The 24,494-nt window shown below is 66.8% G+C and carries 22 protein-coding genes; 10 read left to right on the forward strand and 12 right to left on the reverse strand.

Features of this window, described 5'->3' with window-relative positions:
• The first annotated feature begins 109 nt into the window (after positions 1 to 109).
• The gene (locus U9J41_RS04060) at positions 110 to 1,114 is read left to right on the forward strand and encodes a sensor domain-containing diguanylate cyclase (protein ID WP_322400409.1); all 1,005 of its coding nucleotides are present in this window, start codon (positions 110 to 112) and stop codon (positions 1,112 to 1,114) included.
• 15 nt (positions 1,115 to 1,129) lie between these two features.
• Here the strand turns inward: U9J41_RS04060 and U9J41_RS04065 are convergent, their stop codons facing one another.
• The 3 genes from U9J41_RS04065 to U9J41_RS04075 form a co-directional block, all read right to left on the reverse strand.
• A complete protein-coding gene (locus tag U9J41_RS04065) occupies positions 1,130 to 3,277 on the reverse strand; it encodes a general stress protein (protein WP_322400410.1) in 2,148 nt (715 codons plus the stop codon).
• Positions 3,278 to 3,552: 275 nt separating this feature from the next.
• Entirely contained in the window at positions 3,553 to 3,810 is a 258-nt protein-coding gene (locus U9J41_RS04070) for a hypothetical protein (RefSeq protein WP_322400411.1), read from the reverse strand.
• 10 nt (positions 3,811 to 3,820) lie between these two features.
• Positions 3,821 to 4,702, reverse strand: coding sequence for a DNA/RNA non-specific endonuclease (locus U9J41_RS04075; RefSeq protein ID WP_322400412.1), 882 nt, complete (start codon positions 4,700 to 4,702; stop codon positions 3,821 to 3,823).
• A 216-nt stretch (positions 4,703 to 4,918) separates the two neighbouring features.
• Between U9J41_RS04075 and U9J41_RS04080 the strand changes: the two genes are divergently transcribed.
• The 4 genes from U9J41_RS04080 to U9J41_RS04095 all read left to right on the forward strand — a co-directional run bounded on the left by U9J41_RS04080 (position 4,919) and on the right by U9J41_RS04095 (position 6,123).
• Positions 4,919 to 5,272 (forward strand): hypothetical protein, encoded by a 354-nt coding sequence (locus U9J41_RS04080; protein ID WP_322400413.1) that lies wholly within the window; start codon positions 4,919 to 4,921, stop codon positions 5,270 to 5,272.
• Positions 5,269 to 5,529 carry a DUF5985 family protein gene (locus U9J41_RS04085; RefSeq protein ID WP_322400414.1) on the forward strand — a complete coding sequence of 87 codons (261 nt, stop codon included), beginning with the start codon at positions 5,269 to 5,271 and terminating at the stop codon, positions 5,527 to 5,529. Before U9J41_RS04080 ends, U9J41_RS04085 begins: the two co-directional genes overlap by 4 nt.
• Before the next feature lies 1 nt (position 5,530).
• Positions 5,531 to 5,824 (forward strand): DUF5985 family protein, encoded by a 294-nt coding sequence (locus U9J41_RS04090; RefSeq protein WP_322400415.1) that lies wholly within the window; start codon positions 5,531 to 5,533, stop codon positions 5,822 to 5,824.
• Between the two features lie 62 nt (positions 5,825 to 5,886).
• Positions 5,887 to 6,123 (forward strand): hypothetical protein, encoded by a 237-nt coding sequence (locus tag U9J41_RS04095; RefSeq protein WP_322400416.1) that lies wholly within the window; start codon positions 5,887 to 5,889, stop codon positions 6,121 to 6,123.
• On the opposite strand, the gene U9J41_RS04100 is transcribed toward U9J41_RS04095, so the two are convergent.
• A complete protein-coding gene (locus tag U9J41_RS04100) occupies positions 6,120 to 6,953 on the reverse strand; it encodes a phytanoyl-CoA dioxygenase family protein (RefSeq protein ID WP_322400417.1) in 834 nt (277 codons plus the stop codon). The two genes, U9J41_RS04095 and U9J41_RS04100, sit on opposite strands and share 4 nt — an antisense overlap.
• A gap of 213 nt (positions 6,954 to 7,166) precedes the next feature.
• On the opposite strand from U9J41_RS04100, the gene U9J41_RS04105 reads away from it, so the two are divergent.
• On the forward strand, positions 7,167 to 9,524 hold the full coding sequence (locus tag U9J41_RS04105) for a hybrid sensor histidine kinase/response regulator (protein ID WP_322400418.1): 2,358 nt from the start codon (positions 7,167 to 7,169) through the stop codon (positions 9,522 to 9,524).
• Here U9J41_RS04105 and U9J41_RS04110 read toward each other — a convergent pair.
• Together U9J41_RS04110 and U9J41_RS04115 are read right to left on the reverse strand one after the other, a co-directional pair.
• A complete protein-coding gene (locus U9J41_RS04110) occupies positions 9,507 to 9,941 on the reverse strand; it encodes an NUDIX hydrolase (protein WP_322400419.1) in 435 nt (144 codons plus the stop codon). The two genes, U9J41_RS04105 and U9J41_RS04110, sit on opposite strands and share 18 nt — an antisense overlap.
• Complete coding sequence (locus U9J41_RS04115; RefSeq protein ID WP_322400420.1) at positions 9,938 to 13,624, reverse strand: response regulator; 3,687 nt, start codon at positions 13,622 to 13,624, stop codon at positions 9,938 to 9,940. Before U9J41_RS04115 ends, U9J41_RS04110 begins: the two co-directional genes overlap by 4 nt.
• Before the next feature lie 131 nt (positions 13,625 to 13,755).
• On the opposite strand from U9J41_RS04115, the gene U9J41_RS04120 reads away from it, so the two are divergent.
• From U9J41_RS04120 to glf, 3 genes are all read left to right on the forward strand, one after another.
• Complete coding sequence (locus U9J41_RS04120; RefSeq protein WP_322400421.1) at positions 13,756 to 14,880, forward strand: mechanosensitive ion channel family protein; 1,125 nt, start codon at positions 13,756 to 13,758, stop codon at positions 14,878 to 14,880.
• 170 nt (positions 14,881 to 15,050) lie between these two features.
• Positions 15,051 to 15,374, forward strand: coding sequence for a KGG domain-containing protein (locus U9J41_RS04125; RefSeq protein ID WP_322400422.1), 324 nt, complete (start codon positions 15,051 to 15,053; stop codon positions 15,372 to 15,374).
• A gap of 385 nt (positions 15,375 to 15,759) precedes the next feature.
• Positions 15,760 to 16,914, forward strand: coding sequence for a UDP-galactopyranose mutase (glf, locus tag U9J41_RS04130; RefSeq protein WP_322400423.1), 1,155 nt, complete (start codon positions 15,760 to 15,762; stop codon positions 16,912 to 16,914).
• A 688-nt stretch (positions 16,915 to 17,602) separates the two neighbouring features.
• Here glf and U9J41_RS04135 read toward each other — a convergent pair.
• The 4 genes from U9J41_RS04135 to U9J41_RS04150 all read right to left on the reverse strand — a co-directional run bounded on the left by U9J41_RS04135 (position 17,603) and on the right by U9J41_RS04150 (position 20,786).
• Complete coding sequence (locus U9J41_RS04135) at positions 17,603 to 18,100, reverse strand: signal peptidase II (protein ID WP_322400424.1); 498 nt, start codon at positions 18,098 to 18,100, stop codon at positions 17,603 to 17,605.
• A gap of 184 nt (positions 18,101 to 18,284) precedes the next feature.
• Positions 18,285 to 18,776, reverse strand: a complete 492-nt coding sequence (locus tag U9J41_RS04140; protein ID WP_322400425.1) for an RICIN domain-containing protein — start codon at positions 18,774 to 18,776, stop codon at positions 18,285 to 18,287.
• Positions 18,777 to 18,939: 163 nt separating this feature from the next.
• Positions 18,940 to 19,941: an NADP-dependent oxidoreductase gene (locus tag U9J41_RS04145; protein WP_322400426.1), complete on the reverse strand. Its 1,002-nt coding sequence runs from the start codon at positions 19,939 to 19,941 to the stop codon at positions 18,940 to 18,942.
• A 26-nt stretch (positions 19,942 to 19,967) separates the two neighbouring features.
• Positions 19,968 to 20,786 (reverse strand): oxidoreductase, encoded by an 819-nt coding sequence (locus U9J41_RS04150; protein ID WP_322400427.1) that lies wholly within the window; start codon positions 20,784 to 20,786, stop codon positions 19,968 to 19,970.
• Between the two features lie 108 nt (positions 20,787 to 20,894).
• Between U9J41_RS04150 and U9J41_RS04155 the strand changes: the two genes are divergently transcribed.
• On the forward strand, positions 20,895 to 21,338 hold the full coding sequence (locus U9J41_RS04155; RefSeq protein WP_322400428.1) for a winged helix-turn-helix transcriptional regulator: 444 nt from the start codon (positions 20,895 to 20,897) through the stop codon (positions 21,336 to 21,338).
• Positions 21,339 to 21,350: 12 nt separating this feature from the next.
• Here the strand turns inward: U9J41_RS04155 and U9J41_RS04160 are convergent, their stop codons facing one another.
• Positions 21,351 to 23,480, reverse strand: a complete 2,130-nt coding sequence (locus U9J41_RS04160) for an alpha-L-rhamnosidase-related protein (RefSeq protein WP_322400429.1) — start codon at positions 23,478 to 23,480, stop codon at positions 21,351 to 21,353.
• A gap of 52 nt (positions 23,481 to 23,532) precedes the next feature.
• Complete coding sequence (locus tag U9J41_RS04165; protein WP_322400430.1) at positions 23,533 to 24,483, reverse strand: LysR family transcriptional regulator; 951 nt, start codon at positions 24,481 to 24,483, stop codon at positions 23,533 to 23,535.
• Positions 24,484 to 24,494 lie beyond the last annotated feature (11 nt).

The raw sequence follows: 24,494 nt of genomic DNA on the forward strand, positions 1-24,494 counted from the left end.
GCACCGCTGATCTCTCTTGCTAAAGATCAAGGGGGCGCCATTGTCCGGGGCGCACAATCGGTTCTCGTCAGCAAGTAATTGCTCAACAGACAGAACCGAAGGACGCCTCATGACAAGCACAACAACAATACAGCGCCTCATGGATTCCTCGGGCGCGACCGGTACGCCGGCTGCCGCTGATCGCGCTTTCTCGCACCAGCTGATGGAGACGCTGGCCATTCCCATCTTCGTCCTCGACACCACGTCCCGCGTGATGTTGTGGAACCGCGCCTGCGAACGCCTGACGGGTGTGCCGGCGTACGACATCATCGGCACGCGCGAGCACTGGCGCAGCTTTTTCGAAGACCGCCGCCCTACCCTCGCCGACCTGCTGATCGAAGGGCGCGCCGCGGAAGCGGGCCGGATCCAGCCGCGTCACGGCCTGGCCGACGATGCGCACCTGTCGGCCGAGTACTGGTGCGACATGCCGCGCCTCGGCCGGCGGCGCTATCTCGCGACCGACGCGAGCCCCATCTACGACGACCGGGGCCGGCTGGCGGCCGTCGTCGAGACGCTGCGCGACATGACGGACGAAAAGCTGGCCCAGATCGCCCTCGAACAACTGGCCACGCGCGACGGCCTGACCGGGCTGGCCAACCGTCGCTGCTTCGACGAGACCCTGCACGCCGAATGGGCGCGCGCGCTGCGCCAGCGCCAGCCGCTCTCGCTGCTGATGGTGGACGTCGACAATTTCAAGGCCTATAACGATGCGAACGGCCACCTGGGCGGCGACGAATGCCTCAAGCGCATCGCCACGGCCGTGGCGAGCGAAATGCGCGCGAACGACCTCGTCGCGCGCTACGGCGGCGAGGAATTCGCCGTCATCTTGCCGAACCAATCCCTGAAAGGCGCGGCCAGCGTGGCCGAACGCGTCCGTACCCGCGTCGAACAATTGCAGGTTCCCAACTGCCTGGCGGGCGGACAGCACGTCACCGTGTCCATCGGCGCGGCAACCGCCATCGCCGCCCCCGACAACAGCGCCAGCGAACTGGTCGCCATCGCCGACGCGGCGCTGTACCGCGCCAAACACATGGGCAGGAACCGGATCAGCCTGCCGCTGACCGAGCCGGCCTGAGCTGGCGCCCGGCGGTTACAACGTGGCCTGGTCCCACCCGTGCCGCACGGCCGCCTTCATCTTGTCCCAGGTCGACGCGCCGTCCTTGCCGTAGCGCGCATCCCAGTCCGTGTGCAGGTCGTTTTCGACGTCCGACCAGTCGCGGTTGCGGTATCGGACGTCATTGCGCATCTGCGCGCCGTAGCGGTAGGCCGGTGCCGTGTCGTCGTAGCTCGTGCCGCTCGATGCATACGTGTCCGACCAGTGGCTGCGGTAATGGCTGTCGCCGTCCATGCCAGCCGTCTCGCCCGTCATCTTGTCCCAGCCATGCCGGACCGCGGCCTTGATGCGCTCCCAGGCCGACGGCTCGTCGTGTGCCCCATACCTGGTATGCCAGTCGTTCTTGAGATCGCCCTCGACATCGTCCCACGAGCGATCGCGGTAGGTGTCGCTGCTGCGCATTTCGTTGCCGTAGCGGTAGGCCGGGGCCACGTCGTCGTAGTCGGTGCCGGTGGCGGCGTACGTCGACTCGTAGTGCGTGTGGTAGTAGGTCGAGTCATCCATGTCCGGGGTGATCTTGTTCCAGCCATGGCGCACGGCGTCCTTGAATTTGTCCCACGTCGACGTTCCGCTCGTGTAGCGCGATTCCCAGTCGGCCTTGAGGTCGGCCTGGGCATCGTCCCAGTGGCGGCTGCGGTATTTCTGCAGGCGGCGCGCTTCGTCGCCGTAGCGGTAGGCCGGCAGGTAGTCGTCGTACTTGTCGGACGCGTTCGAATACTTCGCGTTCCAGTGGCTGCGGTAATAGCTGTCGTCGTCGATGTCTGGCGTGATCTTGTCCCAGCCGTGGCGCACGGCGGCCTTGAACTTGTCCCACGTCGACGCGCCCGGATGGCGCTTGTCCCAGTCGCTCCTGAGGTCGGATTCGACCTCGTCCCACGAGCGGTCGCGGTACCTGGCGCTCGTGCGCATCTCGGTGCCGTAGCGGTAAGCGGGTGCGTACTCGTCGAAGCCGCCGCCCAGGCTCGAGTAATTGTCGTGCCAGTCGGCGTGATACCAGTCGTTCTCGTCCATGTCCGGCTTGATGCGGTCCCAGCCGTGGCGCACGGCGGCCTTGAACTTGTCCCAGGTCGACGCGCCCGGGTTGCGCGCTTCCCAGCCGGTGCGCAGGGTCTGCTCGACGTCGGACCAGTCGCGATCGCGGTATTTCTCGTCGCGGCGCATCTCGTTGCCGAAGCGGTAGGCTGGCGCGTAGTCGTCGTAGCTGCCGCCCAGGCTGGAATAGTGCCGGTCCCAGTCGTTGCGGAACGCGTCGTCGTGCGTGCTGCCCATGCCCGTGTCGCGGGAGTACACGCGCACGTTGCCGCGCGCGCCCACGTCGCGCTGCTGCGAACCCGCCAGATTCGAGTCGCGCTGCAGCGAGCCGGAGCGGTTGCCCATCATCGCGGTGCCGCCCAGCGACGTGTCGTCCGAGCCGGGGATCGACGCGGTGCCCTGCAGCGTGGAGCCGCTCTGGTTCAGCGAGCCGCCCGACTGCTCGTTGGCGCCCTGCGGCTCTTCGTAGGTCTGGCCCTTGGGAGCCGGGTCGTTGATGTCCTGCGTGCCGAAGAAATTGCGGTCGTCGTGCCCGGTGAACTGCAGCGACCCCGGCTCCGTACCCGCCGGCGTGCCCTGGTACGAACCGGACGACGATGCCGTCGATCCGGATGCGGAACCCATGCCGCCGGATTGCGCCGACATACCGCCCGACTGCTGCAGGCCGGTCGACTGCGGCAAGCCCGCCGACGCGCCGGCCGCGCCGCGCGTCCACTCGTCATGGTGTTCGTCGATGTCGACGGGGCCGAAGCGCTCGATGATGTCGGCCGCGCGCTCCACTTCCGGCTCCGAGTCCGTCGTCAGGGTGAGCACGTGGTGGCCGCGCGTGACGGCATACGAATACTTCATCGCGTGCTCGTTCGTGTCGGAGCCGAACAGGGTCGTGAAGAAATGCTTGAGCGAGGCGCCGAAGCCTTCCTCGTGTTCGCCGGCCAGCCGTTCGTCCTCGCCGGTGACGCTGTTCGACTGGCCCGTGGGATCGGCACTCGAGATGCTCACGTCGGTGCGCGCGAAGCCCGACGCCAGCAATTCGTCCTGGGCGTTCCGGGCATCGCTTCGATTGTCGAAGACTGCTACTAGGGTATGTCGCATGATGTTTCCTCCGCTGTCATCGTGTGGGGTTGCCGACCCTGCCGAAGCGCGCCACGCCGACCTGCTCGCCGCCGAGCATGACGTATTCCGCGTGGAGATCCTCGTGCAGGTACCAGTCGAGAGTACTCCAAAGCGGCCGCGTTGCGCGCACCATTGACCCCTTACGACTCATGCGTATCACGCCACGAAAAACGGGCCTCGCGGCCCGTGTCATCGATGGCTTCGGTGAGGCCGCGCACCGACCGGCGCGCGGCTTGCCGGCCCGTGGGGCGCGGTCAGCCGAACGGATTCGCCACCGTCTTGACGTCCGGCGGCGGCAGGCGGTCCGGCAAGTCCTTCCCTTCCAGCCCGGCCACGATCCGGCCCAGCAGGTCGCGCAACTGTCGCGCCCTGGCCAGGCCATCCTTGTCGGCCGTGAGGTCGACGTCGCCCGAGATCGTGATCCGGTCGAGCCGGTTCTCCAGCATCAGGTTGCCGATCTCCACGACGTCGGCCTCGTTTGCGTACGGGGCGAAATTCGGTGTGCTGCTCATGGCTTTCCTCTCAATGGCGATTGCGGTTGCGGGCCGGCTTGTCGTGGATCTCCGGCAGGTCCAGCACGCGTTCCTTCTCGGCGTCGGTCAGCGCGGGCAACAGGTTGATGCCGATGATGCGCTCCAGTTCCGGGATCGGGATCACGTTCGCCTTCGCGTCCGGCGCATTCTCGACGAACCAGGCGGCGCCGGCGCGCTGGCGCGGGCTGTACACGAGTTTATACAAATGGGTCGGCACGAGCACGTTGCCGATCTTGTGCAGGTCGGTGCCGAGGAAGGCCGGCCCGGTGACAACGTACAGGTCGCCCTCCTTCCTGGCCATCCTGCGCACGGCGCCTTCGATGCCGGCCCACAGGTTGCGGTTGTTCTCGCCGTTCTGCGGCACGATGTTGGCGAGGCTGAAGCTGTCGCGCTGGCTGCCGCGGTCCGGCATGTCGCCGTTCGGCGCCATGTGGCCGCGGTCGTAGCCGCTGCGCGCGTAGTCCGCCAGTTCGGCGCGCTGGTCCGATTGCAGGCGCGGCTCCGGATGGAATGAATTTTCGCGCGATAATTCCTGCGCCGCCGCGATGTTTTGCGCCTGCAGGTGTTCCGCCGACCACAGCGGCGTACGTGTGATCCCGGAATGCAGCACGCTGAAGACGTTGAAGCACAGGGCTTCCGTCGACTTGCCGAGCTTCGGATTCGTGATCCGCGGCGCCTCCCCGTCGACGAAATGGTCGGCGCAGGATTGCGGCTGCGGCGCGCCGGCGCCCCGCGCCGCGGCCGCCCCGGCCCCGGCCTCGGCGTGGAAATGGGCATGGGCGGCCGGTTGATGCGTGGACTCGCGGTGGCAGGCGCCGAGCGACAACAGCGATGCCAGCACGAGGGCCGGCGTGAGTAACTTCTTAAACATGGTGATTCGGCAAGATCAAGGAATGTGTCATTTTATCCGACGCGCGCTTGCACCTCCGCAGGCGTCCCGGTATTGCGTACCCGCGCACGCTTCGACACAATTCCCTGCATTTCCGCCCGGAATGCTATAAAATTACGGTTTCAAAAAGCTAAGAACATTTGTCCAAACACGATGGCGATGGATAACCCCTCCATACCTGAGGATCTCCGGCGCTTTGTGCTGACCAGCATCCCTTCGGTTCCATTCCTGGAGGCACTGCTGCTGATGCGCGCGGATCCGAACCAGGCATGGCGCCGCGACACGCTGGCGCGCCGGCTGTACGTCCGCGAAAAGACGGCGGAAGACCTGCTGGCCGAGCTGTGCACGGCCCGGATCGCCGTTCCCTGCGCCGAGCCCGGGGTGGAGGGTTACCGCTATGACCCGGCCGACGCCGGGCTGCGCGAGCGCATCGACCTCCTGGCCGAGCTGTACGCGACCCATCTGGTCGAAGTGACCCACCTGATACATTCCTCCCTCGACCGCAAGGCCCAGCAGTTTGCGGACGCCTTCAAATGGCGAAAGGACTCATGATGGCGATTACCATCTATTTGCTGTGCACCCTGACGTCGCTCGCCTGCGCCTGGCTGCTGCTGGGCAGCTATCGGCGCACCGGACACCGTCTCCTGTTCTGGAGCGGCGCCTCGTTCGTGGCGATGACCGTGAACAATGTTTTCCTCGTGCTCGACAAGGTCGTGTTCCCCGACGTGTACCTGCTTCCCGTGCGCCAGGTATCCGCCCTCGTGTCCGTACTTCTGTTGCTGTACGGCCTGATTTACGAGAAGGAATGACATGCGCAATGAATTGAACGACCTGTTCGCCGGCGGCATCGCCATGGCCTCCTTCGTCATCGCGCTGTGTTTCCTGCGTTTCTGGCGCAGTTCGCGCGACCGGTTCTTCCTGTATTTCGCGCTGTCGTTCGGCATCGAGGGCGTGCACCGGATCGTGTCCGCACTGTCATACGACGACAACGAGGACTCCCCGCTGCACTACCTCGTCCGGCTGCTGGCCTATGGCCTGATCCTGTGGGCGATCCTGGAAAAGAACCTGCCCGCGCGCGGCACCCGGCGCGACGACCGGAGTTAGCGTGCGCCCGGCCGCCCGTCCCCGCGCCATAATCGGCCGCGACACCATTCGAGGAGGACGGCATGACGAAACAGGACAAGCAGCACAAGCAGGACAAACCCGGGGACGGCGCTGACCGCAACCTCCAGCGCGCCGATCCCGGCCCGGCGCAGCGCTCGCACGACCGCTCGGAAAACCTGCTGCCGGGCGACGACGCCCAGGATGGCCGCTACGACGTGGCCGAGGAAGTGAACCTCGACCAGCAATCGGACCAGCTGCGCCGCGTGGGCAAGCCGCCCAAGGACGTCGGGCCCGGCTAACCCGTCAACCCCATGCGCAGGCCCTCGATCGTGTGGGCCTGCTCGATGCTTTCCAGCGCCGGCACGATGCGGCAGCGCAGGTGGTCGCGCACGGCGGCCGGGAGCGCATCCCAGTAGGCCTGCGTCACCTGCAGGTCGTGCTTCTCGGCGTTGCGGGCATCCGGCGCGTCGACCCCGAGCACGAGCACGGGCCGCGACAGGCGGCTGCGGTTCGCCGTGCCGCGGTGGATCGTCAGCGCGGAACGGGCCGAGATGTCGCCCACTTGCGGCAGCTTGCGCTGGGCGCGCGCCTCGTAGCGCGGGTACAGCGCCGGATCGGGGAACATCGGGTCGCCGCCCGCGAGGTCGTCCCACTGCGTGCCCGGCGCGATTTCGAACGGGCCGATCTCCTCCGTCACGTCGACCGTCGTGAGGTTGAACGCGAGCGAATTCAGCCGGCGCCCGACGAGCGTCTCTGGCGGCGCCGGAAAGTCGCGGTGCCAGGGCTGGTGCATCGCGCCCGGGAACGGGATGTCGAAGCCCACTTCCACGATCTTGTAGTCCGGCCCGAGGACGGCCCGGCACACGGCGACGACCCACGGATGCGTCGCCAGCTCGACGAACCCGCGCAGCCGTTCCGGATGCACCTCGACGTAGAAGCGGCAGGGGCCGCGCTCGAGGGCCCCGCGCGGACGCGCGCGCGCCTCGGCGAACAGGGTCTCGATGTCGTCCTTGAGTTGCGCCACCCACTCGGCGCTGAAGGCGCCCTTGCTGGCGATGATCCCGTCGCCGTACAGGCCGCCCATGATGGCGCCCACGTCGTAGCCGGCGCTCCCGTTCGATGCTTGCATGGTGTCCTCCTCGCTGTGCCGCGGCCCCATCCTACCGGCGATCCGCACCGCATGGCGCCCGGCTGCCGACTGTTGACAGCCGGGCCCGCAACTCCTACAGTCGCAATACGATGATCCCGACACCGTGCGCATGCATTCCGCGGTAAATACCGCGCCCGCTTATCGGACCGCTTGCCGGTCCGTGGCCGCCATCGCCGCATGCGGGAGCGCGGCATGAGCGCGACGATCCAGGGACGGGTGCTGTTCCTGTGCGACCGTCCCGTCTCCGATCCCGGTGTCGGCGTCGTGGCCGCCGAGTTGGGCTGCGACCTCGTGCGCGCCCGCACGCTCGACGAAGCACTCGCGCACGCGCGCCATGGCGACGAGCTGCCCGACTTCGCGCTCGTGCTGGCCGGCTATTCCGGCGACGCTGCGGCATTGTTCGACAGCGTGCGCCGCCTGCGCGCCGCCCTGCCGCAGACGCCCGTGATCGCGCACGGCATCCCTGCCGCAGCGCCGTTCGCGCTGGAGGCGCTGTTCGATGCCGGCGCGCTCGCCGTGCTGCACGATCCGGTCTCGATCCCCATCCTCATGGCCAAGTCGCGCTTCTTCCTGGAAGCGCATGCGACGGCGGCCGAGCGGCGCCGCGCGGAAGCGGCGCTGCGCGACACCCGCGCGCGCCTCGAGGCCATCATCGCCGCCGCCGAAGTGGCCGTGTGGTCGCTGGACATCGCCAGCGGCCGGGTCCGCGCCGATGCGCGCATGATCGAGATGTTCGGCCTGCGTCCCGAAGACGGGGACGGCGTGGACGTGGCCGCGTATTTCGCCGTGATCCATCCGGACGACGTGCCGCCCACGCAAGCCCTGCTCGGACGCGCCATGGAGACGGGCGCGCCGTACGACGCCACGTTCCGCGTCCGCACGCCGGCCGGGGGCTGGCGCTGGGTCCTCGCGCGCGGCCGGCTGGACCGCAGCGCCGGCCCGCGCGGGATGATGCGCGGCGTCCTGATCGACGCCAGCGTCCGCAAGCAGGCCGAGGAACGCCTGCAGGCCAGCGAGGAACGCTACCGCACGCTGTTCGAGGCGATCGACGAGGGCGTGTGTGTGATCGAGATGCTGTACGACGATGCCGGCAAGCCCTGCGACTACCGCTTCCTGGAAGTCAATCCGGCGTTCGTCAAGGCCACCGGCCTCGAAGGCGCCGTCGGGCGCACGATCCGGTCGATGCTGCCGGACCACGAGCCGCGCTGGTTCGAGGTCTACGGCAAAGTCGCCGCCACGGGGGAGCCGATGCATTTCGTCGACGAGGCCGCGCAGCTCGGCCGCTGGTACGACGTGTACGCGGCGCGCGTGGGCCCCGCAGGGAGCCGCAAGGTGGTCGTGCTGCTCACCGACATCACGCAGCGCCGCCGCACGGAAGTCGAACTGCGCCGCCTCGCCGACGACCTGGCCGAGCAGGATCGGCGCAAGACGGAATTCCTCGCCACCCTGGCGCACGAGCTGCGCAATCCGCTGGCGCCGATCCGCAGCGGCCTGCAGCTGATGCGCCGCACGCGCTCCGATCCGGCCGCCATCGCGCGCGTGCAGGACATCATGGACCGCCAGCTCGATCACCTCGTGCACCTGGTCGACGACCTGCTCGACGTGGCCCGCATCACGCGCGGCCAGGTGGAACTCAAGCCGGCCCTGATCGCGCTGGCCGACGTGCTGAACGCGGCGGTCGAGACGAGCCTGCCGCTGATCGAGGCGGCCCGCCACCAGCTCGACGTGCGCCTGCCGCACGATCCGCTGGCGTTGTTCGCGGACGCCACGCGCATCACGCAGGTCGTCAGCAACCTGCTGAACAATGCGGCCAAGTACACCCCGCGCGGCGGCCACATCGTGCTGGCGGCGGAACGCGACGGCGACCATGCGCTGATCGCCGTGTCCGACAACGGCATCGGCATCCCGCCGGAGTCGATCGGCGAAGTGTTCCGGATGTTCACCCAGGTGGCCCACGCCGCGCGCAACGTGCCGGGCGGACTGGGGATCGGCCTGTCGCTCGTGCGCAGCCTCGTCGAACTGCACGGCGGGACGATCCAGGCGGCCAGCGCAGGCACGGGCATGGGCAGCGTCTTCACGGTGCGCCTGCCGCTGGCCGACGGCGGCGCCGGCACGGGCGCCGCCGCCGCTGCGCCCCACCCCGAGACGGCGGGCATTCCCGCCCTGCGCCTGCTCGTCGTGGACGACAACCGCGACGCCGCCGACACGCTGGCCGCGCTGCTGTCGATCATGGGCCACGACGTCGTCGTCGCGCACGACGGGCACCAGGCGCTGCGCATGCTGGACGGGCTGCATCCGCACGCCGTGTTCCTCGACATCGGCATGCCCGGCCTGTCCGGCTACGAGGTGGCCGAGGCCGTGCGGCGCGAGCTGCGCCACGACGGCGTGATGCTCGTCGCCCTCACCGGCTGGGGCGGCGCCGACGACCGCGCGCGCACGGCGCAAGCCGGGTTCGACGCCCATCTCACCAAGCCGGCGACGGTGGCGGCGATCGAGGCCGTGCTGCGCGAAGTGACGGCCCGCGGGACCCCGTCACCAGCCGACGGCTAGCAGGCGCGCTGCCATGCGCGGCCAGCACAGGGTTGCGACTTCCTCGCGCGTGGCCCAGCGGTAGCCGTCCATCTCCGGCGTGGGCGCGCCCGTGGCGTGGTGCGGATACATGCTCGTGCAGTTCAGGTGCGCCAGGTCGGGCAGCGCCGCCCCCACGTCCACGCGGAACAGGTGCAGCACCTTGTCGCGCCGGTAGTCGAAGCGGCCCAGGTCGCGGAACGCCTCCGGCGCGAACGCGAGGCCCGTCTCTTCCCACAGCTCGCGCACGGCGGCGTCGAGCGGCGACTCGCCCGGGTCCTGCAAGCCCTTCGGGATGTCCCAGCGCGGCGTGTGCGTGACGTGGCCCAGCAGCAGGCGCCCGCCGGCATCGACGATCAACGTGCCGCACGACACGGCGACGACGGGCGGCGTCCTCATCGCAGCGTGCGCGCGGCGGCGGCCAGCGCCTGTTCCAGCGCCTCCAGGCTGACCGGCTTGGTCAGGTGCTGGTCGAACCCGGCCTCGTGCGACTGTTCCTGGTCGCTCTGGGCGCCCCAGCCGGTCAGCGCGATGAGGACGATCTGGCGCAGGCCCTGGCGGCGCCGGATCGCCCGCGCCACTTCGTAGCCGCTCATGCCGGGCAGGCCGATATCCAGCAGCACGAGGTCCGGCCGCGCTTCCAGCGCCAGCCGCAGGCCCTGCGGGCCGTCGCGCGCCACCGTCGTCGTGTGGCCGAGCGCCTCCAGCAGCGCGACGAGGCTGTCGGCGGCGTCGGCGTTGTCGTCGACGACCAGCACGCGCAGCGGCGCCGGCGGCTGGGTGTGCAGCGCGTCGTCCGTGTCCGCCGGCCGGGCGTGCGGCGAGCCGGGGCGCAGCGGCAGGCGCACGGTGAAGGTGCTGCCGTTGCCGCGTCCGGCCGAGAACGCGCTCACGCGGCCGCCGTGCAGCTCGACGAGCCGGCGCACGAGCGACAGCCCGATCCCGAGCCCGCCCTGGGCGCGATCGAGGCTGCCGCGCACCTGCGTGAACATCTCGAACACGGAACCGATGGCGTCGGGCGGGATGCCGATGCCGGTATCGGACACGGCGACGACGGCGTGGCCATCCTCGCGCCAGGCCGCCAGGGTGACGCGGCCGCCGGCGGGCGTGTACTTGGCGGCGTTGTTGAGGAGGTTGGACAGCACCTGCACCATGCGCGTGACGTCCGCCTCCAGCGGCAGCGGTTCGTGCGGCAGGTCGACTTCCAGCCGGTGGCCATGGCTGTCGATCAGCGCGGCGCTCGTCTCCAGCGCCATCTGCACGATGACCTTCAGGTCGACGGGCTCGCGTTTGAGTTCGATCTTGCCGCGCGTGATGCGGGCGATGTCGAGCAGGTCGTCGACGAGGTGGATCAGGTGGCCCAGCTGGCGGTCCATCATGGCGTGCACGCGCCCCGTGGCCTCCGGGTCGCGCGGCGCCATGCGCAGCAGGTCCAGTCCCGTGCGGATCGGCGCCAGCGGGTTGCGCAGCTCGTGCGCCAGCGTGGCGAGGAATTCGCTCTTGCGGTGGTCCGCTTCCGAGAGGTCGGCGGCCACGCGGCGCAGCTCGTCCTCGGAGCGCTTCTGCGCCGTGATGTCGCGCGTGATGGTGGCGAGGCCGATGTTGTGGCCATCCGCGTCGCGCACGGCGAAGCCCTTGAAGTACACGGGGATCGGCTCGTGGCCCTCGGGCTGGTCCAGGCGCAGTTCGCCTTCCCATTCGGCCGCGCCGCCCGTCAGCGCCGCCATCACGTGGTCGCGCACGAACGGCCGGTCTTCGCGCGGGAAGAAGTCGATCATGCGCCACGCCGCGATGTTGGTGCGGTCGTCCAGCCCGGCCATGCGGCGCCCCGCCGGGTTCAGGTAGATGCCGCCGGCGTCGGGCGTGAAGATGCCGATGAAGTCGGACGATTGCTCGGCCACGGCGGCCAGGCGGCGGATGCCTTCCTCGGCGCGGCGGCGGTCGGTCTCGTCGCGGAAGTACAGCGCGAGGCCGCCGGTGTCGGAACCGGACGCCTCCATCGGAAACGAATTGATTTCGAACCAGCGGTTCTGGGCGTCGTCGTAGGCCTCGATGCGGCTGCGCGTGCGCTCTTGCGCCGTGCGCCGCAGCGCCCGTTCCTGCGCGCTGCCGCGCATCTGCGCGAACAGGTCCCAGAACTGCGCCCCGACCAGCTCCTCGCGGCGGCGCCGCGTCACGGCCTCCGCCGCGCCGTTGGCATACGTGATGCGCCACGCCGGATCGAGGGCGATGAAGCCTTCGCTCATGCTTTCCAGGATCGCGCGCGAGCGGTGTTCGGCCGCCTGCCGCTCCTGCGCCTCGTGGCGCTGGCCGATCACGAGCGACGCCGTGTTGGCCAGCAGCGCCAGCGCCGCTTCTTCCTGCGGTCCGGGCAGGCGCCGTTCGCGGTAATACAGCGTGAAGGTGCCGAGCACCGCGCCGGACGGCGCCAGGATCGGCAGCGCGCGCGCCGCGCGCAGGCCGTGCGCCTGCGCGAGGGCGGCGTGCGGCAACCACAGCGGATCGGTCGCGACGTCGGCGCAGACGATCGGTTCGCCGCGCCATGCGGCGCTGCCGGCGGCGCCGGCGACCGGGCCGATGGGAACGGCGTCGATGGCGCGCTGGAAGTCGATCGCGAGCGACGGCGCCGCCGCGTGATGCAGGCGGCCGCCGGGGGCCGTCAGCTGCACCGACGCGAAGGCCGCGCCGCCGCTGTAGTCCTCGGCGGTGCGGGCCAGCACGTCCAGCACGTCGCCCAGCGGCGCGTCGGTGACGGCCAGCTCCAGCGCGCCGCGCTGGCCGACGGCGAGCAGGTTCGCGCGCGTGCGCTCGGTGACGTCGATGCCATGCAGCAGCACGCCCGAGATGCTGCCGTCCGGGTCGCGCAGGGCCATGCAGACGAAGTCGAGGAAGTGTTCTTCCAGGCCCATGTGCGCGTCGTCGGCCTGGCCTTGCAGCAGCAGGCGCACGTTGTGGCCCTCGACGGCTTCGCCGCTGCCGTAGACGCGGTCCAGCACGTCGACGAAGCCCTGCCCCGCCAGTTCCGGCAGCGCCGTGCGCACGGCCAGGTTCGCGAGCGGACGGCCGCCGGCCAGTTCCAGGTAACGCTGGTTGGCCATGTCGATCACGTGTTCCGGGCCGCTCATCACGCACATGATGGCGGGGGCGCGGTGGAAGATGTCGCGCATGCGCTCGCTGGCGGCCTGCAGCTCGCGCAGCAGGCGTTCGCGCTCGGCCTCGGCCTGGCGCCGGCTCTCGCCCAACTGCTGCTCGCTCTCGGCCAGCCGCTCGGCGGCCAGCTTTTCCACCGTGGCGTCGCGGATGATCTTGGCGAAGCCGGCGTGGACGCCCGCCTCGTCGCGCAGCGGCACCATCACGCCGTCGGCGAAGAAACGCGTCCCGTCGCGCCGTACGTGCCAGCGGCGGTCCTCGGCGCGGCCGTTCGCGAGTGCGTTGCGGGCTTCCTGTTCCGGCTGGCCGGCCGCCTGGTCCTCGGGCGTGAACAACAGGTCGACGCAGCGCCCGAGAACGGCGTCGGGCGGCCAGCCCGTGATCGCGGCGGCGCCGCCCTCCCATTCCGTCACCACGCGGTCGACGTCGGTGCCGATGAAGGCATAGTCGCGGATATTGTCCAGGATGAGGCGCAGCCGGGCGTCGCGCGAGCGCAGCTGGGCGCGGTGGCGTTCTTCCTCGATGCGGGCCAGCTCCGCGTTCTTGCGGTACAGGTCGATGAAGACGGCGACCTTGGCGCGCAGCACCACGGGATTGAAGGGTTTGGTGAGGTAATCGACCGCGCCGAGCGCGTACGCCCGCTCGAGCGGGAATTCGTCGGCGTCGCCGGCGGTCAGAAAGATGATCGGCAGGCTGTGCGTGCGCGGGTGCTCGCGGATCAGCTCGGCCAGTTCGAACCCGTTCATCGTCGGCATGCGCACGTCCAGCAGCACGACGGCGAAATCGTGGGCGAGCACCTCGCGCAGCGCGGCTTCGCCCGACGTCACGGCGACGAGCGTCTGGCCCAGGTCCGCCAGGATGGCCTCCAGCACCGCCAGGTTGGCCGGCTGGTCATCGACGAGCAGGATCTTGGTGGTCTGGTCCGAGGCCATCAGGTATCTGGGGAAAGGAGCGATGTAAATAATGCAATGTATTCCGCGCCCTGCCGAAAGTCAATTGTGCGCGGCCCGGCGCCGCCCGCCCCCAAACTGGCGGCTGGCTTTCGACGGTCCTGGAGTATTCGATGACGTTTTCCTTCCTGTCCCGGACAGGGCATTTTTCCTTCCTGAACAATCCTTTCGAATCGTGGGCGATGGCGGCGGCCGTGGCAGCCGGATCGGCGGTCGCCATGGTGTTCGTGCGCGCCTTCGTGTTGCGCCGCGTGGAGACGCTGTCGCGGCGCACCGGGACGCGCCTCGACGATTTCGTCGTCAAGATGCTGTCCCAGACCTATCTGCTGTTCATCGTCGTGTTCGCCCTGTACTTCGGCAGCACCTTCCTGGCGCTGACGGCGAAGCAGGACAAGTTCGTCACGCGCATCGCCATCGCCTGCCTGCTGCTGCAGGCGGCAATCTGGGGCGACGCGGGCCTGCGCGCCTGGCGCGACCAGTTCCGCGTCGGCCCCGTCGACAGCGAACGGCGCGCCTCCAGCGGCGTGCTGTGCTTCATCTCGCGGCTGCTGCTGTGGGTGATCGTCACGCTGATGGTGCTCGATAATTTCGGCATCAACATCACGACGCTCGTCGCCAGCCTGGGCATCGGCGGCGTGGCCGTGGCGCTGGCCACGCAGAACATCCTCGGCGACCTGTTCGCCTCGCTCTCGATCATGCTGGATAAGCCGTTCGAGGTGGGCGACTTCATCATCGTGGGCGACGTGCTCGGGTCGGTCGAGCACATCGGCCTCAAGACGACGCGCGTGCGCGGCCTAGGCGGGGAGCAGGTCGTGTTCTCCAACGGCGAGCTGCTGAAGAGCCGCATCCACAACCACAAGCGCATGCAGACCCGGCGCGTGGCGTTCGTGCTGCGGGTAGCCTACGGCATGGGTGACGAGCTGCTGGGCCGCATCCCGCAGATCATCCGCGAGATCGTCACGAGCAAGGACAACGTCGACTTCGAACGCGCCCATTTCTTCAGCTGGGGCCAGTGGTCGCTGGATTTCGAGATCGTGTACCACTACCGCAGCCCGGACTATCTTTTGCACATGGATACGCAACAGGCCATCTTCCTCGAGATTTACCGCCGCTTCCAACAGGAGGGGATCGAGTTCGCGCATCCGCTGTCGATCGTGCGCCTGGCCGATCCCGGGCTGGCGGAGACGTTCCGCCGCAACGGCGCCGCGACCCCGCCGCCGGGCCCGTCCTTTCACTGAATCCGTTGCACCGTGTTAGCCGGACTCGTCCTACAAGCCAGCCATAACGAGTCCTATTCACCCTGCATATCGTGCGCCTTACCATGCCTTCACCTCGTCCCGATCGGCAGTCACGAGACGCTGATCCGGCAAAGGCACTACATTGTTTAACCAACTCGAGGAGTACGATCATGGCATCGAACAACCAGCAAGGCGGTAACAAGGGCAACAACCAGAGCGGCGACACCAGCAACCGCGGCTTCGCATCGATGGACCCGCAAAAGCAGCGCGACATCGCCTCGGAAGGCGGCAAGGCCGCCCACGCGTCGGGCAACGCCCACGAGTTCACCTCGGAAGAAGCGCGCCGCGCCGGCACCATGAGCCACAAGAACGACGGCAACAACCAGAGCGGCAACACCGGCAACCAGCAGAGCGGCAACAGCACCCGCGGCGGCACGCCGGAGCAGCACGCCAAGGCCGGCTCGCAGAGCCACAAGAACGACAACAAGCGCTGACCGTCAGCGCGTGCCCGGCACGTCCGGGCAGGTCGTGGCATATCGAACCGCTGGCTCCGGCCGGCGGTTTTCGCATTTCCGTGACGCGTCCAGAAACAGCGGGCCGCGCCCTCTCCCCGCCCCCGACATCCCGCCGCTGCGTGCCGCCGCACTCGTATTGACGGGCTCGCCTCGTCTGCGCCCGCGTCCAATTGTGCGGGGCAAAACGGGTGAAGGGTGATATATTTTTGGCACTATATTTCACATTCCAAACGCTTCGTAACCGTAAGTCGTTACGGTCTTTACGTATGAACTTGGGATGCGGGAAACAGCGCATGCGGGGCATGGAGTCCGCGCGGCCGCGGGCGCCGCGCCGGCAGGGATAACCATCAAACAGGATAAGCGAATGAAAAAGAATATTGCCATTGTCGGTGCTGGATTTTCCGGAGCTGTCATCGCCAACCAGCTGGCCCATGCGGGCTATACCGTCGAGATCTTCGAGGCGCGCGACCATATCGCCGGCAATTGCCATTCGGAGCGCGACAGCGAAACGGGCGTCATGGTCCACGTGTACGGCCCCCACATTTTTCACACCGATAACGAACGGGCCTGGGAATTCGTGAACCGCTTCTCCGAATTCAAGCCCTACGTCAACCGCGTGAAGGCGATCACGAATCACCGCGTGTTCACGCTGCCGATCAACCTGCTGACGATCAACCAGTTCTTCGGCAAGACGTTCCGTCCAGCCGAAGCGGAAGCCTTCATCCAGTCGCTGGGCGACAAGTCGATCGAGAATCCGGCCACGTTCGAGGAACAGGCGCTGCGTTTCGTCGGCCGCGAGCTGTACGAAGCGTTCTTCAAGACCTATACGATGAAGCAGTGGGGCCTGCATCCGAGCGAGCTGCCGGCCAGCATCCTGAAACGGCTCCCCGTGCGCTTCAATTACGACGACAACTACTTCAACCACAAATACCAGGGCATGCCGGCCAACGGTTATACGGCGCTGGTGGAAAACGTCCTGAAGGTGCCGGGCATTACCGTTCACCTGGGCACGCGCTTCGACCCGGCCGCCAAGTCGGACTACGATCACGTGTTCTACAGCGGCCCGATCGACGCCTGGTTCAACCACGTGGAAGGCCGCCTGCCCTACCGCACGCTCGATTTCGAAGTGTTCCGCGATACCGGCGATTACCAGGGCAATGCCGTCATCAATTACTGCGACGATTCCCAATCGTACACGCGCATCACGGAACACAAGCATTTCTCGCCGTGGGAACAGCATGAGCGCACGGTCTGCTACATGGAATACAGCCGCCAGTGCGAGGAAAACGATACGCCGTACTACCCGATCCGCCAGGCGCGCGAAAAGGCGCAGCTGGAAAAATACGTCAACCTGGCCCGCACCGAAACGAACGTCACCTTCGTCGGCCGCCTGGGCACATACCGCTACCTCGACATGGACGTGACGATCCACGAGGCATTGCAGACGTCGGATAAATTCCTCGCGGCCGCGCGCGAGAAGGTGCCGATGCCGGCGTTTGCGATCGATCCGCTGGCCTGAACGTCTGCGGCGCGGCCACGGCCGCGCCCGGGAGCGCCCGACAAAACCGCGCTCCATGTCATCAACGAGTGGGCGAGCGGGCAAGCAAAGGAACGGTGTTTGCAGCCGAATTTGCCACGATTGGTCGGGTTTCGGCCCGCACGCTCGCCATCGGCGGGTGTCGGTACGCCGGCGGCCTCGACGCTGGCTCGATCCCGTGCTGTCACGACAGGCAATATCCGACCCGGAGCGGACACCCATCGCCACGTTCACACGTCTGGAAGTCTCTCGACAACTTAGCGTCTGGCGCGCCGCACCTTATATATTGTGGACGCCAATGAAGCGTTTACTATCGCTAAAAACCCGGCGCATACTGCTGAGGTATAACTTCCCTCAGTTATAGAGAGAACGCAGCCACAAGCGGCGCCAACAGAGCTAATACACACTACGGCGAGAGAAAAACGACTTGGTTTGGGCCGAGCAAGCGCCGGTGCCGTTGAATTCGTATTCATTTACGCGCCATCATTGTTCTTATATAAATTAATGCCAAATTGCCCACAAGTCAGCCTGCCGACGACGAATCATTGCGTTAATTGTTTGTTTTATAATTTCGTATGCACTGGATGGCCGCTCGCGTTTCGTCGCTTTGACCACCAGACTACGAACGTATGACTGGCGCATCGACCGCGCAAGTTCGCAATTCAGAAGTCTAGCTCTGTCCACCGCGTATCGGGGCTGCCGGATCGCCGCGCCGTTTTTCGGCCTCGTAGCCGAGAGCAAGGAAAATCGCGCCACCGAAAATCAACACGTCGGCGACATTGAACGAATATGGGTTGTTGATCCCGCAGCAACTCACGTTGATGTAGTCGGCAACCGCGCCGTAGACAATGCGGTCGTAGGCATTGCCGAGTGCGCCGCCCGCCACTGCGCCGGACGCCAGTATCAAGACCCATCCCGACTTGTTGCGCGCCCATAGGATCAGCGCCAACGAGACGACGATGCTGATGGCAACCAGCAGCCAACGGGCATCGAAACTGTTCAGGAAACCGAAATTGACCCCTTTGTTCCAGGCCATTACGAAACTGAGGTAAGGCGGAAAAACGGGGATCGTCTGGACGGATATCAGGTTGAGCCAGTCAACGATAATGATCTTTGAAAGACGGTCGAGGCCGAATGCGAGAAACGATGTGATAGCGATCCGGATCATAGGTCAAAGTAAATAATTCGCTTCTCTCGGCGTCGGTTGATAAGGTCTGCGCGCCCAATGTTAGCGACATAAACGTGTTCGGAAACCGGCAGGACGCCATGCCCGGCAACCGACTGCTTTTGGCGGAGCCCGGCCGTTGGCCGCCGCACAGCATCTTCTTACCAAGCTGGAAAATCCCCGAAATTTAACCACGCCGCCTGCTGCGTTTGTTCCAGTACTGGCCCGAATAATCGCCGCACGATGCAAGGTGTACGCGTCCGCTGCCATCGTTGACGATATCCAGGCATTTGCCCTGGCCCGTGAATTCGTTCCACAACCGTACGCCGTGGTCTGGACCCGTCTGATCCATGTGCCATTGCTGGCCCGTCACGTTGGCGCAGGACGCCATGTGCACCTGACTATTGTTGCCGTCATTGACCACGTCCAGGCACATATCCTCGCCAGTAAAGCGCGTCCGCAGACGCACAAAGCTGTTGCCGGCGTCCGGCACAAGCTCCCACATCTGGCCCGTGTACGGACCGCAACGGGTCATGTGTAACTGATCCCGATTCTCCGCCTTGACGATATCGAGGCAGTTGTCATGTCCGGTAAAGGCCGAATACAGGCTGAAGCTGGGCGGGTTTGCGCTGGCGCCATGGGCGACAACGGCGAGCAGGAACGGCAGCAGCAGTCGCATCGTCTTCTCCTTGAATAAACATATCGATGCCGATCGATCGTGCCCGCCGTTTTCGCAAAGATCGGTCATCGAGTCTGTGCCGGCTGGCCGATAACGTACGACCGACACGGCCCAGTGTACGATGTTGTTGCTCTCTGGGCAAGTAAGAGGTTTGGGAGGCGTCTTAGCCCATCTTGACGACGACCTTGCCTTTCGCATGGCCCTGTTCCACGTAGGCCAGGGCCGCGTCGGCGGCGTCGAATGGGAAAACCCGGTCCACGACCGGGCGTATCGCACCCGATTCGATGAGGCTCGCGATCCGGCGCAGCTGGTCGCCGTTCGGCTTCATGAACAGGAACGAATAGCCGACGTTGCGTGCCCGCGCCTTTCGCCTGGCGCCAAAGCTCAGCAAGTGCGTGGCGAGCGCCACGAACCACGGCAAGCCGGCGTCCTTCGCGAAGCGTGGGTCCGGCGGGCCGGAAATCGAGACGAGGCGGCCCCCGCTCTTCAGGATGCGCAATGATTTCTCGAGATGTTTGGCGTCCTGGCTGTGCAAGACCACGTCGTAGTCACGCAGCACGTGTTCGAAATCGTCCTTCCGGTAATCGATCACGATATCGGCGCCGAGGCTTTTCACCAGGTCGATATTGCCCGCGCTGGTCGTCGTCGCGACCGTCGCGCCGATGTGCTTGGCCAGCTGGATCGCGAACGTGCCGACACCGCCGGAACCCGCCTGGATGAACACTTTCTGGCCCTTCGCGAGGCCGGCCGTGTCGACGAGCGCCTGCCAGGCCGTCAGGCCCACCAGCGGAATCGACGCGGCATCCTCCATGCCGATGTTGCCGGGTTTGATCGCCAGATCGCTTTCATCGACGGCGATGAATTCGGCGAAGGTACCGATGGCGCGGTCAGCGGCGCGCGCGTACACCTCGTCGCCGGGCCGGAATCCCGTGACCCGGCTGCCCACGCGAACCACGACGCCGGCCAGGTCATGGCCCAGGATGAACGGGGGACGGTACGGCAGGATGAGTTTGAATTCGCCGCGCCTGATTTTCGCATCCAGCAAGTTGACGCCGGCCGCATGGATGCGCACCAGTACCTGCGTGTCGCGCGGCTCGGGGACCGGCACGTCGGCGGCCCGCAGCGCCACGTCCTTGCCATAGCGATCGATGACGAATGCTTTCATTGTGTCCTGTTCCACGGTGAGTCCGCTCATGCGCCGAGTCTCAGGTCCCTGCGCACACCCGCATCCACCATCGGGGCGGGCGCGAATCTGCGCAGCAACTGCAGGCGGCCGGCGGCACCGGGCGTGTAATGGCGTTTCGGGTTGTCGGCGATGGCCGCCTTCAGCACGGCAGCGGCGACGACGTCCGGCCCGTCCGCGCCGACGAGCACTTCCTTGACCCGCGTCGACACGGCCGCGCGGATCTCACGATACACGTCGAGCGGCGCGTCCGGTTGCATCAGGTTCGCGTCGAACGGCGTGTTGATATAGGCCGGCTCGACGACCGAGACGCGGATGCCCATGGTGCGCAATTCATGGTCGAGCGATTCCGAATAGCCCGCGACGGCGTGTTTGGTCGCGGAATACAACGCCATGTACGGCATCGGCAGGAAACCCAGCACCGACCCGATGTTGACGATGCGGCCCCGGCCCTGCCGCCGCATGTGCGGCACGACGGCGCGGGTCATCCGCACGATCCCGAAGAAGTTGGTATCGAACACCGCGCGCGCCTGGTCGAGCGAGCTCTCCTCCGCCGCCGCGGGCGCGACACCGAAACCGGCGTTGTTGACGAGCAGGTCGATGCGGCCTTCGCGGCGTATCACTTCCGCGACGGCAGCGTCCACGGATGCGTCGCTCGTCACGTCGAGCGCGAGCAGGTCGCACGGCTGGCTGCCGGACGCCGTGCCGCGCCGGCTGGTGCCGTAGACTGTGTACCCGGCCTGTGCGAGCCGCCGCGCGGTCGCCTCACCGATACCGGAAGACGCTCCCGTGACAAGGGCGACGCCCGACGCTTTCTTCATGTTCATCCGAACCTCCGTTTGATGTGCGGCCATTCCCGGCCATTTACTACCGATTTAATACTGACTATACTTCCAAAATGAAACCAAGTCACTACCAAAAGAGAATTAAGTCGAATGAATGCCAAGAATTCTTGTGATTCCCCTTGTCCGATCGCCCGCACGCTGGCCGTTGCGGGGGATGCATGGAGCATATTGATCCTCCGGGACGCGCACGCCGGCCTCACCCGTTTCGACCAGTTTCGCAAGAGTCTCGGGATCGCGCCGGGCATCCTGACGCGGCGCCTGACCGATTTGACGGATGAGGGACTACTGGAAAAGCGCAACTATTCCGAGCGGCCGCCGCGGGAGGAGTATGTGCTGACGCCCGCCGGCCGTGATTTCCTGCCGGTGCTGTTCATGCTCGGCGCATGGGGACGTCGACACCGCGGCGGCGGCGCACTGACGCGCTTCGTGGATGCCGGCGCGGGAACGGACATCGAACCCGTCGCCGTGGATGCCGTGACGGGGGCGAGGATCGGTACCCGCCCTATCCGTATCGTGGAAGCGGACGGCGGCTGAACGGGGGCGCCGTCAATCCGCCCGTTCGACGACATAGGTCTTGCCGCCCTCCAGCGTCATTTCGTAGCGCCGGTCGGCGACGTGGCGAATCGCACCGTCCTTGCTGCGGGGAGTCGTCGCGCTCGTGAAGCGCAGCACGCCATCGCCGGCGACGGCGGTCACCTCGATCCGCCGGGTGTCGGCGAACACCGATATGTCACCGTGCGGCGTCGGCACCTTCCCTTCGATCCAGCGCAGGCCGCCGAGGTTGGGCTCCACGACATATGCCGCATAACCGGGCTGCGTCGGTTTCACGCCCAGGTAGTACTTGCCAAGCAGGTACAAGGGGCTCGCACCCCACGCATGGCACAGGCTCATGCCGAAGGGCTTGCCGTACATCGCATAGCGCGCGGCGCCCTGGACCTTCGGATCGTACTGTTCCCAGAAACACGTCGCGCCCGCGCGCAGCATGCCGCCCCAGTAATCCTTGATCTGGTCCGTGACATAGGCCTGCTGCCCGCTTTCCGCCAGGGCGGCGAGTTCGTAGAACCGCATATACGGCGTCGTGATCTTCGGCACCTCGCCGCTCATGAGTACGTTACGCCGGACGGCGGCCGCCTGCGCGTCGTCCAGGTAGCCGAACAGCAGCGCGAACATGTTCGGATGACGCGTGACCAGCGGGTTCGTCTTGCCGTCCTTGCGGCCGTGGATGAAGACCTGCCGCTGCGGGTCCCAGAACGCCGCCCGGATCTTCGCCTTGAGTTCGGTGGCGAGCCGGCGGTACGTGGCGGCCTTCGCCTCGTCGTGGGCGAGCGCCGCGCAATCGGCCATCGCGTCCAGGCTGCGCGCGAACAGCAGCTGGATGACGGTCAGTTCGCCATCCTTCGGCATGTCGGCCCAGTCGACGAAGACCCAGTCGCCCGGCTGCCCCGCCAGCATGCCGTCGGCGCCGCGCCGCGCCAGCACGAAATCCATCAGCGAGACCATGCGCGGATAGATGGTCTTCACGAACCCGTCGTCGCCCGTGTACTGGTAATAGTCGCGGATGCCGATGAACCAGTACAGCGAGTAGTCGAGGATCGTGTTGATGTGCATGTCGACGGGGTCGGCGCCCCTGAGCGCCCACGTCGTCCGCTTGACCGTATCGCTGTCGAAGAAGGCGTAATAGTTCATCAGGTACGCCTGCACGGCGTCGCCGGACCAGACCCAGTGGTCGCGCTTGATGCCGTCGATGAAGAATTCGCGCGTGTTCAGTTCCAGCGTACGCTGCGCCACGTCCCAGATCCGGTTCAGTTCATCGTCGGAACTGCGGAAGCTGCCGCGGTGCGCGACGGGCAGGTATTCGTACAGGAGCGTGACGTCGCCCACGCGCAGGCCGGGGTCGAGGCGGATGTTCACGTAGCGCATCGCGCGCGACGTGGGGGCCGTGAAGTCGCCCCGGTGGTTAGCCAGCGTGAACGTGTCGAGCGTTTCGGCGCCGGCTTCCGACAATGCCTCCTCGCGCGATTCGCCGTAGTACAGGGTCACGCGGCCGCTGCCGGCGAGGTTCTTCAGCTTGACGAAGCCGGTCGTTTCCGCACCGAAGTCGACGAGGATCGCGTGGTCCCCGCGCGTGACGGCGGTGGGGCGCACCTCGCGCGTCGCCAGCCGGTAGTGCGACGGCGGGTTGTCGGCCGTGTCGAAATTCCAGTGGGCCGCATGCACGGCGCCGCCGGGTGCCGGCATGCCGGGCCGCGGCCCGACCGTCCACGACGCGTCCGAGCGGATGGTCTTGCCCTGCACCAGGACGGCCGGCGGCGACGCCGGATTGTAGGCCTGGATATTCAGCGTGTGTTTGCCGGCCGGGACCTCGATATGCCGTTGGTCGCCGTGGACGAAGCGGCCGTCGATGGCGACGTTGTACGTCCCCTCGACGGTGACGGCGATGTCTTCCGGCTCGGCGAGATCCACTTGCCGCGCGAAGTTCACCTGTGGCTGGTGGCTGTAGAGCCGCCAGAACGGCGGCCAGGCGACGTCGCGTTCGACGCGTTGGGCCTGCATCTTGTTGCTCAGCCAGATTTCGAAGTCGCCCGGATACCAGATCCAGGTTGCCGCGCCTTGCGCGCCCGCGCGGCCGCACACGAGTGCGAGCAGGAGCGTGATGAGGAATGTTTGGATTCGCATCCGTGGATTGTATCGATAACAATCCACGTATCGTTACTGATCAGAACAATGATCAGCGCGTTGATCTGTTCCGCACGTGCGCGCTCAGGCCGAGCTGGTCGGTGGTCGCGTGGGCGACCAGGTCCCTGAGCCATTTCGACGCCGGCGCCCGGTGCGTGCGGTCGTGCCAGAGCTGGTAGTAACGCAGCGCCGGCGCGGCCGTGGGCAAGGGTTCCACGCGCAGCGACAGGAACTCGGCGTAATGGCGTGCGAACGAGCGCGTCGTCGTGAAGATCAGGTCGGACTTCACCAGCACATACGGCGCGGCGCAAAAATACGGCAAGGTCGCGACGACGTTGCGCCGCAACCCGGCGCTGCGCAGCGCCATGTCGATCGTGCCCGGACCGGCGCCGCCGTGCGTCGTGACGGTCAGGTGGTCCGCCGCGGCAAAGGCCGCCGTGTCGAGGGCGCCGGGCGCGATCGGATGGGTGTCCCGCATCAGGCACACCAGTTCGTCGTCGCACAGCGGCTGGAGGTGCAGGTGTTCCGGCGGCGTGTGCCAGTTGCCGATCACGAGGTCGACGAATCCGCTTTCCAGGCCCCGTTCGTAGCCGCCGCCCGCGAGCAGGTGCGTGAACTCGATCCTGGCGTTGGGCGCCTGGCGGCGCAGGCGGTCGACGATGGCCGGGACAAAGAATACGTCGAGATAGTCCGGGGAGGCGATCCGGAACGTCTGGTCGGCGACGCGCGGATCGAATCCGTCGGCCGGGCGCAGGATGTCGTCGACGCCGCGCAGCACCTGGCTCGCCGGCCCGATGAGCGCCAGGCCGCGCACGGTCGGCACCATGCGGTTACCGCTGCGCACCAGCAGGGGATCCCCGGTGATCGTCCGCAGGCGCCGCAGCGCCACGCTGATGGCCGGCTGGGTCTGCCCCAGCAGGTCGGCGGTGCGCGACACGCTGCCCTCTTCCATCAGGGTGTGCAGGATGCGGATCAGATGGGTGTCGATGATTTCTCTGGACATGTCGGGGCCGG

This window comes from Massilia luteola, assembly GCF_034420155.1.
Lineage (GTDB): Bacteria > Pseudomonadota > Gammaproteobacteria > Burkholderiales > Burkholderiaceae_D > Telluria > Telluria luteola.

Excerpts from the sequence above, each read along its gene's own strand:
- U9J41_RS04060 (WP_322400409.1), top strand. The coding sequence starts at position 110 with ATGACAAGCACAACAACAATACAGCGCCTCATGGATTCCTCGGGCGCG.
- U9J41_RS04065 (WP_322400410.1), bottom strand. The coding sequence starts at position 3,277 with ATGCGACATACCCTAGTAGCAGTCTTCGACAATCGAAGCGATGCCCGG.
- U9J41_RS04070 (WP_322400411.1), bottom strand. The coding sequence starts at position 3,810 with ATGAGCAGCACACCGAATTTCGCCCCGTACGCAAACGAGGCCGACGTC.
- U9J41_RS04075 (WP_322400412.1), bottom strand. The coding sequence starts at position 4,702 with ATGTTTAAGAAGTTACTCACGCCGGCCCTCGTGCTGGCATCGCTGTTG.
- U9J41_RS04085 (WP_322400414.1), top strand. The coding sequence starts at position 5,269 with ATGATGGCGATTACCATCTATTTGCTGTGCACCCTGACGTCGCTCGCC.
- U9J41_RS04090 (WP_322400415.1), top strand. The coding sequence starts at position 5,531 with ATGCGCAATGAATTGAACGACCTGTTCGCCGGCGGCATCGCCATGGCC.
- U9J41_RS04095 (WP_322400416.1), top strand. The coding sequence starts at position 5,887 with ATGACGAAACAGGACAAGCAGCACAAGCAGGACAAACCCGGGGACGGC.
- U9J41_RS04100 (WP_322400417.1), bottom strand. The coding sequence starts at position 6,953 with ATGCAAGCATCGAACGGGAGCGCCGGCTACGACGTGGGCGCCATCATG.
- U9J41_RS04105 (WP_322400418.1), top strand. The coding sequence starts at position 7,167 with ATGAGCGCGACGATCCAGGGACGGGTGCTGTTCCTGTGCGACCGTCCC.
- U9J41_RS04110 (WP_322400419.1), bottom strand. The coding sequence starts at position 9,941 with ATGAGGACGCCGCCCGTCGTCGCCGTGTCGTGCGGCACGTTGATCGTC.
- U9J41_RS04115 (WP_322400420.1), bottom strand. The coding sequence starts at position 13,624 with ATGGCCTCGGACCAGACCACCAAGATCCTGCTCGTCGATGACCAGCCG.
- U9J41_RS04120 (WP_322400421.1), top strand. The coding sequence starts at position 13,756 with ATGACGTTTTCCTTCCTGTCCCGGACAGGGCATTTTTCCTTCCTGAAC.
- U9J41_RS04125 (WP_322400422.1), top strand. The coding sequence starts at position 15,051 with ATGGCATCGAACAACCAGCAAGGCGGTAACAAGGGCAACAACCAGAGC.
- glf (WP_322400423.1), top strand. The coding sequence starts at position 15,760 with ATGAAAAAGAATATTGCCATTGTCGGTGCTGGATTTTCCGGAGCTGTC.
- U9J41_RS04135 (WP_322400424.1), bottom strand. The coding sequence starts at position 18,100 with ATGATCCGGATCGCTATCACATCGTTTCTCGCATTCGGCCTCGACCGT.
- U9J41_RS04140 (WP_322400425.1), bottom strand. The coding sequence starts at position 18,776 with ATGCGACTGCTGCTGCCGTTCCTGCTCGCCGTTGTCGCCCATGGCGCC.
- U9J41_RS04145 (WP_322400426.1), bottom strand. The coding sequence starts at position 19,941 with ATGAAAGCATTCGTCATCGATCGCTATGGCAAGGACGTGGCGCTGCGG.
- U9J41_RS04150 (WP_322400427.1), bottom strand. The coding sequence starts at position 20,786 with ATGAACATGAAGAAAGCGTCGGGCGTCGCCCTTGTCACGGGAGCGTCT.
- U9J41_RS04155 (WP_322400428.1), top strand. The coding sequence starts at position 20,895 with ATGAATGCCAAGAATTCTTGTGATTCCCCTTGTCCGATCGCCCGCACG.
- U9J41_RS04160 (WP_322400429.1), bottom strand. The coding sequence starts at position 23,480 with ATGCGAATCCAAACATTCCTCATCACGCTCCTGCTCGCACTCGTGTGC.
- U9J41_RS04165 (WP_322400430.1), bottom strand. The coding sequence starts at position 24,483 with ATGTCCAGAGAAATCATCGACACCCATCTGATCCGCATCCTGCACACC.